An 11,851-nucleotide genomic window follows, 5' to 3' on the forward strand; every position below is an offset into this window, starting at 1 on the left:
GGCCGCGCGGCGCGCTGAGCGGCACGTGCGCGGCGGCAATCCCGGCGTTGAGCGCCCGTTGCAAGCCATAAGCTTGGGCGCGGTCACTGACCACAAGCGTTACTGCGCCGGCCAGCTCACCGGCAGCCTGCGCATCGAGCAGCGCCTGCAAGTTACTGCCGCTGCCGCTCAACAACACCGCAATGCTTGGCACAACCTACTCCTGACCAATATCGCGGCGGAAGTGCTTGCCCTCGAAGCGGATCTGGTCGGCGGCGGCATAGGCGCGTTCGCGGGCTTGCCGCAAGCTTGAGCCGAGACCGGTGACCCCCAATACCCGCCCGCCTGCCGTGCAGAGGCCGTTCGGGCCAACTGCAGTGCCGGCGTGGAAGACGAGCACTTGATCCTCATCGAGCGCCTCGACGCCGCGAATGAGATCTCCTTTGCGCGGTCGTCCGGGGTAGCCAGCAGCGCACAAGACCACGCAGACCGCGTAGCCTTTGCGCCGGCGCAACATGTCAGGCTTCAATTGGCCGGTGGCGCAGGCATACAACGCGCCGAGGAAATCCCCTTCGAGCAGCGGTAAGACGGTTTGCGCTTCCGGGTCGCCAAAGCGGGCATTAAATTCCAGCACCTTCGGCCCGTCGGCAGTGAGAATCATGCCGGCATAGAGCAAGCCGCGGAACGGCGTGCCGCGCGCGGCTAGCTCGTTGACCACCGGTTGCATACAGCGATTAACAATTTCATCGAGCAGGGCCGGCGTGACCTCATCAACCGGCGCAATCACCCCCATCCCGCCGGTATTGGGGCCGCGATCCCCCTCTTCGAGCCGCTTGTGGTCGCGGGCTGGCGGGAGCGGCCACAGCCGTTCGCCGTCGCAGAGCGCCTGCACCGATACTTCACGCCCGTACAGCCGCTCTTCGAGCAAGAGATGATGGCCGGCAGGAATCGTGCTCAACTTGGCAATCGCATCGAGCGTCTCTTCCACCGTCTCGGCGACGATCACCCCCTTGCCTAGCGCCAAACCGTCGGCTTTGACCACCCATGCCTTGCCGCTCGCGCGGGCAAAATCAGCCGCTTCCGCCGCCGAAGCAAAGACGTGGCTTTGGGCAGTCGGGACGCCGGTAGCAGCCATAATCTCTTTGGCGAAGGACTTGCTGCTTTCGATGCGGGCAGCAGCGGCGGTGGGGCCAAACGCCGGGATGCCGGCGGCTTGAAAGGCATCAACGATGCCATCTGCCAGCGGGTTATCGGGGCCAACGACGAGCAGATCAATCTGCTCTTGGCGGGCAAGATCGATCAAGGCCGGGTAATCGTTGAGCGGGAAAGGGACATTCCGGCCGTGCCGTCCGGTACCGGGGTTGCCGGGAATGGTGAGCAGTTTGGTAAAGTTGGGTGAGCGGGCAATTTTCCATGCCAGTGCGTGCTCACGGCCACCGGAACCAATCAGTAATACGTTCATAGGCTTGTCAATCACACTGAGCGGCGTCCTGCCGTACAATTGCTGTTCAGTATAGCATGGTTGACGCGATTGGATGGCAAAAAGAGGTCTTTGATGCAGATCTTCTTGGTATCTCCAGCGCAGATCACGCAGATCCCGGCGCTACAGGCGCGGGGCGCCTATCTGCTCCATTGCTGGTTGGCGCAACCGCTGACCCAGCTTGCGATTGGGCGGTTAGGGCGTTTCGATCTTGCGCCGGGCCATTACTACTACGTCGGCAGTGCGTTTGGGCCGGGCGGGCTGGCGGCGCGGCTCCGCCGGCACAGCGCCGTCGAGAAACGCGCGCATTGGCATATTGACTATCTCCGCCCTCATCTCGAATTGCGAGAAATGTGGGCAGCAGTTACCGATGAACGACTAGAATGCCGGTGGTGCTCTGTCCTCGCCGGATTGCCAGAGCTGAGCCGGCCAATCCCGCAGTTTGGCGCGTCGGATACCAGATGCGGCGGGCATCTATTCTATGCCGCGGAAGCGGTGGCGCATATTGCCGATACGTTGCGCCAAACAAACCCGTAGGGCCGGTATGAAACGGGAAGGGCCGGTACGAAACCGGCCCCTGCCCCTACCGACCTCGCGCCGTATATCGTTGCCAATCTATCGCCGTACCGGCAACCCGCGCTCGACGATCAGATCCATTGCCCGATCAATCGGGATATGCACCTTGCCTTCCGGCGTATAGCCATAGCTATTGAGCAACGTGCGCGCTTCGGTGACGTAGCTGCGGTATGTATTGCCAGTCACCGGCGCCGGCTGTGGTGTAAACGGAACTCGACCGGCCAGCAGCACCACCAGACTCAGCACCAGAAACACCATCAAGCCGGCAATCATCAAGCGGCTAAGCGGCGGCTCAGCTTCTGCGCGCGCCGGGCGGGCTGGCTGCATCGGTCGCGGCGGTGCATACCGGGGCGCCGAATAGTTCGGGCGAAAGCTCATAGGTGTCTCTCCTCCGCGTTAGTGATGGCCGCTATTCTGCAACTGCTCCATATTGGGATCGCGCAGCGGCAAGAGTGGCGCTTGTTGCACATTGGCAGCAAATAGGGCTACCACCAGACCGATCAGGCCGATCGGCGCCGCGACATCGGTGATGGTAATATCCCACAGATGCTCGCGGAACTCTGGCAGCACGATCCACGCCATATCGACGAAGCGCATAAAGATGATCCAACCGGCGATGGTGGCCAGTGTGCTCAAATTGCGCTTGGTGCCGCGGAACAACAGCACGAAGAAGGGCAGCGCAAAGGCGAACAGCATCAATGCCAGTGCCACGAAGACCCAGCCGTGCTGCGTGCGGTGGACATACCACGGCGTAAATTCAGCCACATCACCCGACCAGATAATCACCAACTGGCCGTAGGACATATACGTCCACAGCACAGTAAAGGCGAACATCAGCTTGCCAATGTCGTGAATCGGCTTCACCGACACATACTCGCGGAAGAGGCTGGCATCGCGCACCCGGCTCATCATCAAGGCGAGGAACGACAGCGTCATCAGGCCAGCATTCGCCATGTAGTGCGCGCCGTAAATCGTCGAGAACCAGTGTGGATCGAGTGACATCGCCACATCGAACGCGAAGAAGGTCACGGTGATGACGAACAACGCCACGCCGATGCCGCTCAGCCGGCGCATGCGGGTCGCTAGCTTCTTGGCGTCGCCGCCGGCATCTTGCTGGCGCGACCAGCCGCGCAACGTATACGCCAGCACCGTCCAGATCACGAAGAAGATCGCGATCCGGGCCGTCACCCACAGCGGGCTCAGCCACGGTGACTTGTGGGCAATGATCGGATCGAACTCGGCGCCGCCGGGAGTCACGATCTCAGGGTTAGCCCACTCGTAGAGCGGATGCGCAAGGCCGAGCGACTTATAGGTATCGAAATACCCCAACGCAATCGGGATGAAGAGTAGACCCATGATTGGCAGCGTCGCTGCGCCAGCTTCAAGCATGCGCCGCACCGTGACGCCCCATGCGCCGCCCGTAAGGTGCTGCACCATCAGAAAGCCGAGGCAGCCGAGCGGGATAGTCATCGCCACATAATAGCCGTAAATGTACGACTCAAAAAACGAGGTTGGGTTGAGAAAATAGCCAGCAACCAGCACGCCGATCCCAATCGCAGCCGCGACGAGTCCAAGCATCTGGACTTGCCCGAGTTGCGGGATGCGGGTCTGTGAAAGACTTGTCGTCGCCATATGTCTAACCTTCCAGCCTAGTTCCCCAGCCGCGCGCGCTCGGCGGGAGGCACATCATCAATGGTCGCATTCTGGCTCAACTGCAAAGCCCGAATATAAGCGGCAATCGCCCAGCGGTCTTCCGGCGTGATGCGGGAAGCATAACCATACATTGACTGATAACCGCCGTTATTGGGGTCGCCGCGGTACACGCCATTCGTAATAATCACAAAGAAGTGGCTCAGTGGCGCTTCACGCAGATGCTGTTGGTGGAAGTTGGCCGGCACAATGCCGCCACGCTCGGCCACCATACTCGCTCCGTAGCCCGACTCGCCGTGGCATACGGCGCAGTAGATGTTATACTTCAGTTGCCCGCGGAGCAGCAAGTCTTTCGTCACCGGGAAAGGCATTGCATCCACTTCTTTGCCATCGATCAGGCCGGTGTAGAGAAACTCATCGGTCTTTACCACCTCGTATGGCGTCGTGCCCGGCACATTGGGGCGCGACGAGCGGCCATCGGCGAAAAAGCTGCTCGGCTCGTAGGTCGTGTACTTCTGCTGATCGTACATGTCCTGATGGCAGGCAGTGAGCAGCAACACCAACAGGCCGATCCAACCGAAGCGAATCATGCGCGTTGTTAGGCGAGGCGTCTGCATGGGATTCCCTCAGTATGCAACCTCGGAGACCTGCATCGGGTTGAGCGAGCGCAGGAACTGCGAAGTGCGCGAACGATCGAACAGCGGATCTGTTGATTCAATACACAGAAAGAAGGCGTCTTGCGACGCATACTGGAACCGGGGCACATTAAAGACCGGGTGATACGGAGCCGGCAGGCCGTTGAGCACCACCATCCCGATCGCTGACGCAAACGCTGCCAGCAGAATACCGCTCTCGAAGGTGATCGGGATCATCGCCGGCCAGTTGGTAATATCAAGCGGGCGACCGCCGATATTCAGCGGGTAATCGATCAGATTGCCGATATATTGGATCAAGAACCCGCTTGCAGCGCCGATCAGACCAAACAGCAGCACCAAGCGCGGCACGCCAGTATCGCCGTGGGCAATCTCCTCGATCACCTCCTCGATCGGGAAGGGCGAGAACGCATCCATTTTGGTATACCCCGCCGCCTTGGCTTTGCGGGTCGCTTCGATCAAAGCTTCTGGCGTGGGAAACTCGGCCATCACACCGTAGATATCGTTTCGCATCGCATCACTCCTCTAGTCTGCCGAGGCGGCGCCGTGGGCCTTGCCGTGCTCGCTGTGCCCGTGCCCATGCCCGTGCGCGCCATGCTCTGCCCGCCGCTTCGCCTTCTCCGTCTCTTGATAGAGGAACAGCCGCATCTCAAAAATGTTGATCATCGGCAAGACGCGGATGAAGAGGAAGAGCAGGGTAAAGAAGAGACCAAAGGTACCAAGGTAGAGCGACCAGTCCCAAATCGTCGGAATGTAGAGATCCCACGACGAGGGCAAGAAGTCGCGTTCGAGCGAGATCACGATGATCACGTACCGCTCGAGCCACATACCAACGCTCACGATCGTTGAGATGATGAGCAAGGCGGGGATATTCTGGCGCACCTTCTTGAACCACAGCGGCTGGATTGCCACCGCGTTGCAGAAGAGCAGCCCCCAGTAGGCCCACGAGCTCGGCCCGAACATGCGGTTGTAGAGGAGATATTCCTCGTACTCATTACCGCTGTAGAGCGAGGCGAAGACCTCCATAAAGTAGCCATAGACGACGATCATGCCGGTGGCGAGCATCACTTTGGCCATCACATCGAGGTGGTGGATGGTGATGTAGCTCTCGAAGCCGTAGAAGGTGCGCACCGGGATCATCAGCAACAACACCATCGCAAACCCAGCAAACACGGCGCCGGCCACGAAGTAGGGCGGGAAGACCGTGACTTGCCAGCCGGGGACTTGCGAAATGGCGAAGTCGAGCGAAATGATCGAGTGAACCGAGACCACCAGCGGGGTCGAGAGACCGGCCAGCAGGATCGAGGCCATCTCGTAGCGGTGCCAGTGGCGGGCCGAGCCGCGCCAGCCGAGGGCCGCAATGCCGTACAGGCGCTTGACCCAAATATTCTTAGCCCGATCACGCAGGGTCGCGAAGTCGGGGATCAGACCGACCAGCCAGAACACCAGCGACACCGTTGCGTAGGTCGAAATCGCGAACACGTCCCACGCGAGTGCGCTGCGGAACTGCGGCCACATACCATGGGTGTTGGGGTACGGGATCAACCAGTAGAACAACCATGGCCGGCCAAGGTGCAAGATTGGGTAGAGACCGGCGCATGCCACCGCAAACAGCGTCATCGCTTCGGCGAAGCGGTTGATCGAGTTGCGCCAACCCTGATTGAGCAGCAACAGAATGGCCGAGATAAGCGTACCGGCGTGGCCGATACCGATCCACCACACGAAGTTGATGATGTCCATGCCCCAGCCGACCGGGATATTAATACCCCAGATACCGACGCCGCGGATGAACAGCCACGTCACCGACACAAAGAAGATCATCAGCAAGAAGAACGCCACGCTAAAGCCGGCCAGCCAGCCCTTGGGGGTCTTCAGCGGCGGCGTTAACGGGACATCGCCGATCTTATGGGTGATCGACGTGTAGGTTTCCCCCGGCAGCAGATAGGCTTCACCGTCATCGACGGGCCGGGTTCGGAGTGGTTGCGCCTGTGCCATCGCTAGCCTTCCACCTTTTCTAGATCATCAGACGGGTTGCGGACACGGGCCAGATATGTCGTGCGCGGGACAGTGTTCAGGAAGCCGAGTAGGCCGTAGTTGTGCCCTTCCGCCTTCCACTTGGCGACGCGGCTGGTAGTGTCGTTAATATCGCCAAAGACGATTGCGCCGGTCGGGCATGCCTGTTCACAGGCAGTCTGAATGGCGCCATCGCTAATGACATACGACGACTGGCCAGCCTGCACCGCTGCGCGTTTGGCAGCAATGCGCGCCCCGCTAATGCGCTGCACGCAGTAGGTACACTTCTCCATCACACCTCGGATGCGCACCGTCACATCTGGGTTGAACGCGAGCTTGAAGGTCTCGGTTGTCGTATCGCTGTACTGCAAGAAGTTAAACCGCCGCACCTTGTACGGGCAGTTGTTCGAGCAATACTTCGTGCCGACACAGCGATTATACACCATGTTGTTGATGCCTTCGTAATCGTGAACGGTGGCAGCAACCGGGCAGACAACCTCGCATGGCGCCTTTTCGCACTGCATGCAGTTGACAGGCATCATATAGGTGGAAGGATTATCCAAATCATCGCCGGCGTAGTAGCGATCGATCCGGATCCAGTGCATTTCACGCCCGCGCGAGACCTCCTCTTTGCCGACGACCGCAATGTTGTTTTCGGCTTGGCAAGCGACGACACAAGCGTTGCATCCAATGCAAGCGTTGAGGTTAATGGTCATTCCCCACGCATTGCGACCGGTATAATCATCACCGGGTTGCAACGAGAGATAGCCGGGCGATTCGCGGCCATACTCCTCTTTGTACACCTCTTTCGCGATATACTTGGGGTTTTCCTTAAACTTCTTAAATTCACCGACGCGATAAATATCGCGACCTTCCAGCGTCCAGTGATCTTGCGTGCTCACGAGCAAGTAGGTGCGGCTAGTATTGGTCACGCGCGCGCCGGCGCCAAACCACGGGCTATCGCTGGTGCGGATGGGATAGACATCAACCCCCACGCCATTGCCGACCCGGCCCGCATTCGTGCGGCCATAACCGAGGTTGAGCGTAATCGAGTCTTCGGCGTGGCCGGGGAGCAGCCAGATTGGCAGCTCGACCACCCCGCCGCGGTACTCGATGCGCGCAATCGTGCCATTGACCTTCGAGAGCTGTTCGAGGTAGATTTGGCGCTCGCGATCGTCCTCTTCGCCGCCAACCAAACGATCGGCGCTAAAGGGCAGACCAAGCAGCTTAATCGCCGTGCGCGGGCTCATCAGGGCCGCATTATCCCAGACCAGCTTGGTGAGCGGGCGAGGCAGCTCTTGCAGCCAACCGTTATTTGCATAGAAGCCATCGAAAACTGATGGGTCAGGCCGGAAGACGATCTCGGTGCCGCTGCCCGGCTGCGGAATCTCGGCTGCCCGAATGGCGGCTTCGTTCAAGGTTGGCGTAATCACCGGCGACGCCGTATTGGCGATCACGCCGGTCGCCAGCGCGATTTCCCAATTGGTCGGGCCGAGCCGCTCTTCCCAATACCCGCGCACCAGATCGTAGCTGTCGGCATCAGGTTGGCCGAGCATCGCCGCCAGCAGTTCGTTGGCCGTCTTCCCGCCGTAGAGCGGCTCGATCAGCGGCTGCACAATGCTAGCCGTGCCATCGAAGGCGCGCGCATCGCCCCAGCTCTCGAGCGAATGGGCTTGCGGGATATGCCACGTGGCCCGCACCGACGTCTCGTCAACGAACTGGCTCAGGTGAATCGTCAGCGGCACCGTCGCCATCCGGTCGGCGAAGCGGAGGTCGCCGGGGGCATTGTAGACCGGGTTGCCGCCGATCATAATCAAGGTCTCGACCCGGCCAGCGGCCATCTCGCTGACCAGCGTTACCAAATCGTTGGTCTGGTTGGTGGGGCGGGCTTCCACCGGCTCGTGGTAGAAGACTGTTTGACCGACATTGCCAAGCTCAGTATTGATGAGGTGGGCAAGGGCATGCACCACTGGCGGTTGCTGATCGCCGGCAATTACCACTGCGCGGCCCCGATGCTCTGCGAGGTCTTTGGCGATCGCTTTCAGGAACTCTTCCGCCTTCGGGCCAAGCGCAGCCGGAGCGCCGCCAACCCCCAATTCGTGGGCCAAGGCGCCAGTGAAGGCGGCAATTGCGTCAGCGCGCAGCGGCAGCCGGTGATCGGCGGCGGTACCGGTGGTTGAGGGGCTAGCCTCAACCACATACAGCCGGTTCATCTCGCTGCTGCCCTTGCGCACTTTGCGCGCATCAGCGAAGGCGCGAGCATACGCGCCGAAGCCGGGGCCGGGGGCAAGGAAATCGGCGTCAAGGCTGACGATAACGAGCGCTTTCGACAGGTCGTAGCGCGTGGTGACATCCCGGCCAAAGGCGAGCCGCGCGCCTTCAACCACATTATCGCGGTTGATTGGTTCGTACTGATACCAGCGCGCTTGCGGGTAGGCCTGCAAAAACTGCTCGATCTGGGCAGCCAGCGACGGCGATGTGACATTGGTCGTCAATAGCCGCACACCGGCTCCCTGTGACGCTTGCGCTGCTGTCAACGCATTGGCCAGCGTCGCGGTAAACTCGGCCCACGTGCTGGTCACTCCCTGCCGCAACACGGTTGTCGAGCGGTCGGGGTCATACATCGTCAAAATCTCGGCCTGTGCAAACAGATCAGTACCGCCAAGGCTGGCCGGGTGACGCGGGTTGCCTTCCACCTTGGTCGGGCGCCCCTCATTCGAGCGCACGAGCACCCCAGCGCCATAACCGCCGAGGGTGAGGGTAGAGGCGAAAAACTGCGGAACGCCGGGAATGCGACCTTCCGGTTGGCGATCAAAGGGCGCGATATACTGGCGCGGCTGATAGGTGCAGGCCGTCACGCCAGCCAAGGCTAACGAGGCCCCCATCAGCTTCAGGAATGTGCGCCGGCTCATTCCATCGCCCATCTCGCTCGCGCCGCGCGGAAACTCGCGCTCCACCAGTTCGCGGAACGCCGGCGAATCGGCCAGTTGATCGAGCGAACGCCAGAACTGCGGTCCGCGTGCGTCGCGCAACTGAGCGCGAATGGCCTCGAGGTCAGGTTGCTGCTGTGTCATGGTTGTTTACCACCACCGTTGCTAATGAATCCAGCGGGCACATAGGCGTGCCGTCCCAACGAATGGGCGGCACGCAGTCGAGCGGCTTAGCGATGGCACACGTAACAGTTGGTCAACTGATCGGGCGGCATGATGCCGTACTCCGCCACCAACCGACGACCGATCTCCAGTTGGTTCGACGGCGGCACGTAATCCATGTTGTAGACCTCTTCACGTGGCCGGACGTACAATTCAGGATTGCGGTGACAGTTGAGGCACCAACCCATATACAGCGCCTGCTGCTGCCAGACCACCGGCATATTGTTCACTTGCCCGTGGCAGGTCGAGCAGCCGATGCCCTTGTTGACGTGGATCGAGTGGTTGAAGTACACGAAATCGGGCAGGTCGTACACCTTAACCCACTCGATCGGCTTGCCAGTGGCATAGCTCTCGCGTACCTTTTCCAGCAGCGGGCTGGCAGTCTTGATCTGCGAGTGGCAGGTCATACAGGTTTCGGTTGCCGGAATATTGGCGAAATACGATTGATCGACCGAAACGTGGCAATACCGGCAATCGATGCCAACGATGTTAGCGTGCAGTTGGTGACTGAAGGCTACCGGCTGTTCAATGGCTACGTTCACTTGCCGGAAGTAGTTGGAACGGAAGTAGACGCCGAGGATGAGGATGCCTTCGACAACGAGCAAGACGAGGGCGAAGATGCTTAGGCGAGCCAGAAGATTGGCATTGCGGGGGAAGATCTGTGCCATGCTGCGTTACCCTGTTCAGGAAGCGATTTGCACGGTGTGAACCTACCGGTATTATAGAACCATTTTGCTTTTGCGTCAAATACTCGGACGCGCTAACTTCTTTCTTTCCTAATGTAATGCCGAAAATGCGAACTTGACAACGTGGTTTAGGTGGCATGTTTTTGCATATTGTGCATTAGCTGTGCGCGCGGCATACCTTGCATCCTTTGTCACGCCACGGTGACGGTACTTGGGTGATTACGGGCACGTCTTCATGTATAGTACCACAATTTTTTGGGCAAACAGTCTGCAATTTTGTGACAAGCGTCGCAAATATGTGGCAGGAAGGGAGCAGGAGGGGCGCCGGCAACTTATGGTATAGTGTGCAGCAATGGGAAGAACCGCGCGAGGAAGTGGCGATGAAAATAGCAATTATTGGCTTGCCCAACAGTGGCAAAACAACGGTCTTTAATGCGCTGACCCGCGGGCACGCCGAGACGGCGGCCTATTCATCGGGGCAGCTTGAGCCGAATTTGGCGACGGTGAAGGTGCCCGACCCGCGGCTCGATGTGCTAGCGCAGATGTTTAAACCACGCAAGATTACCTACGCCGATGTCCAGTACGTTGATATTGGCGGTCTCAGCGGCAGCGGTCGCGCCGGCGGCGGCTTGCCGCCGGTCTTGCTGAACTATATTGCCTCGGCTGATGCCCTCTTGCACGTAGTGCGCGCGTTCGAGGATCCAGCCGTTCCCCATCCCAACGGCTCGGTCGATCCGCAGCGCGATATTGCGGCGGTTGATCTTGAATTGGCCTTTTCCGATCTGGGCATTATCGAGCGCCGGCTCAACCGGCTCAACGCCGAGATTCCGAAATTACCGACCAAAGAGAAAGAACTGCGCACCGCCGAGCGCGATCTGTTGCAGCGGTTGCGCGAGGCGCTCGAAGCCGAGATACCGATCCGTGCGCTTGATCTGACCGACGACGAAGCGCGCATGATTCGCGGCTACCAGTTTCTCACCGCCAAACCGATGCTGATTGCACCGAATATTGGCGAAGCGGATATTGCCCATCCGCCGCAGATTGCGTATCCGCATCGCAACAGCGCGGTCGAGCCGCTCTGCGGCAAGATCGAGGCCGAGCTGGCACAGCTCGATGATGAAGAGGCGCGCGCGTTTATGGAAGACCTCGGCATTACGGCCCCGGCCCGCGATCGGGTGATTAAGGCGAGCTATGGCCTGCTGGGCCTGATCAGCTTCCTTACTGCCGGCCCTGATGAGGTGCGCGCATGGCCCATCCCGCGCGGCACCCCGGCGGTCGAAGCGGCGGGGGTGATCCATTCCGATATTCAGCGCGGCTTTATCCGGGCCGAAATTGTAGCCTACCACGATCTGATCGCTACCGGCGGCATGCACGAAGCCAAGAAGGCTGGTCACGTGCGCATGGAAGGCAAACAATATATCGTGCAAGATGGTGACATCTGCCATTTCCTCTTCAATGTCTGAGCGGTTGTTCACGGCCTCGTTACGATCAGCGCCGTGGGGCAAGGCTGTGGCTCAGGTGATGGCGGCGGCGGTGGCGGCGGTCGAGCCGGCCCAAGCCACCGCCGTCTCATTGCGCCGCGAAGGCGACTGGTTGATCGCCGACGAGCGCCGCTACGATCTACGCAGGTTTGCGCGGGTGTGGCTGGTGGGCGCCGGGAAG

11 protein-coding genes are annotated in these 11,851 nt (G+C 60.0%); 2 read left to right on the top strand and 9 right to left on the bottom strand.

The annotated features are described in order from the left end of the window. The coding region (locus tag U9R81_RS00875; RefSeq protein ID WP_322493659.1) for a formyltransferase family protein at positions 1 to 193 on the bottom strand (193 nt) is incomplete at its 3' end. A gap of 3 nt (positions 194 to 196) precedes the next feature. After that, the gene (gene purD, locus U9R81_RS00880) at positions 197 to 1,441 is read right to left on the bottom strand and encodes a phosphoribosylamine--glycine ligase (protein ID WP_322493660.1); all 1,245 of its coding nucleotides are present in this window, start codon (positions 1,439 to 1,441) and stop codon (positions 197 to 199) included. A 93-nt stretch (positions 1,442 to 1,534) separates the two neighbouring features. Here purD and U9R81_RS00885 point away from each other — a divergent pair, with 93 nt between their 5' ends. Next, positions 1,535 to 1,996 (top strand): GIY-YIG nuclease family protein, encoded by a 462-nt coding sequence (locus U9R81_RS00885; RefSeq protein ID WP_322493661.1) that lies wholly within the window; start codon positions 1,535 to 1,537, stop codon positions 1,994 to 1,996. A 78-nt stretch (positions 1,997 to 2,074) separates the two neighbouring features. Here U9R81_RS00885 and U9R81_RS00890 read toward each other — a convergent pair whose 3' ends face one another. The 7 genes from U9R81_RS00890 to U9R81_RS00920 all read right to left on the bottom strand — a co-directional run bounded on the left by U9R81_RS00890 (position 2,075) and on the right by U9R81_RS00920 (position 10,171). After that, positions 2,075 to 2,413, bottom strand: coding sequence for a hypothetical protein (locus U9R81_RS00890; RefSeq protein WP_322493662.1), 339 nt, complete (start codon positions 2,411 to 2,413; stop codon positions 2,075 to 2,077). An 18-nt stretch (positions 2,414 to 2,431) separates the two neighbouring features. Beyond that, the gene (locus tag U9R81_RS00895; RefSeq protein ID WP_322493663.1) at positions 2,432 to 3,667 is read right to left on the bottom strand and encodes a hypothetical protein; all 1,236 of its coding nucleotides are present in this window, start codon (positions 3,665 to 3,667) and stop codon (positions 2,432 to 2,434) included. A gap of 17 nt (positions 3,668 to 3,684) precedes the next feature. After that, a complete protein-coding gene (locus tag U9R81_RS00900) occupies positions 3,685 to 4,302 on the bottom strand; it encodes a cytochrome c (protein WP_322493664.1) in 618 nt (205 codons plus the stop codon). A 9-nt stretch (positions 4,303 to 4,311) separates the two neighbouring features. Beyond that, positions 4,312 to 4,851, bottom strand: coding sequence for a DUF3341 domain-containing protein (locus U9R81_RS00905; RefSeq protein WP_322493665.1), 540 nt, complete (start codon positions 4,849 to 4,851; stop codon positions 4,312 to 4,314). Between the two features lie 12 nt (positions 4,852 to 4,863). Next, positions 4,864 to 6,333: an NrfD/PsrC family molybdoenzyme membrane anchor subunit gene (gene nrfD / locus U9R81_RS00910; RefSeq protein WP_322493666.1), complete on the bottom strand. Its 1,470-nt coding sequence runs from the start codon at positions 6,331 to 6,333 to the stop codon at positions 4,864 to 4,866. A 2-nt stretch (positions 6,334 to 6,335) separates the two neighbouring features. Continuing rightward, positions 6,336 to 9,425: a TAT-variant-translocated molybdopterin oxidoreductase gene (locus U9R81_RS00915; RefSeq protein WP_322493667.1), complete on the bottom strand. Its 3,090-nt coding sequence runs from the start codon at positions 9,423 to 9,425 to the stop codon at positions 6,336 to 6,338. An 86-nt stretch (positions 9,426 to 9,511) separates the two neighbouring features. Then, positions 9,512 to 10,171, bottom strand: coding sequence for a cytochrome c3 family protein (locus U9R81_RS00920; protein WP_322493668.1), 660 nt, complete (start codon positions 10,169 to 10,171; stop codon positions 9,512 to 9,514). 398 nt (positions 10,172 to 10,569) lie between these two features. On the opposite strand from U9R81_RS00920, the gene ychF reads away from it, so the two are divergent. Continuing rightward, on the top strand, positions 10,570 to 11,652 hold the full coding sequence (gene ychF / locus U9R81_RS00925) for a redox-regulated ATPase YchF (protein ID WP_322493669.1): 1,083 nt from the start codon (positions 10,570 to 10,572) through the stop codon (positions 11,650 to 11,652). Positions 11,653 to 11,851 lie beyond the last annotated feature (199 nt).

The sequence above is a fragment of the Chloroflexus sp. genome, assembly GCF_034435895.1.
Classification (GTDB): Bacteria; Chloroflexota; Chloroflexia; order Chloroflexales; family Chloroflexaceae; genus Chloroflexus.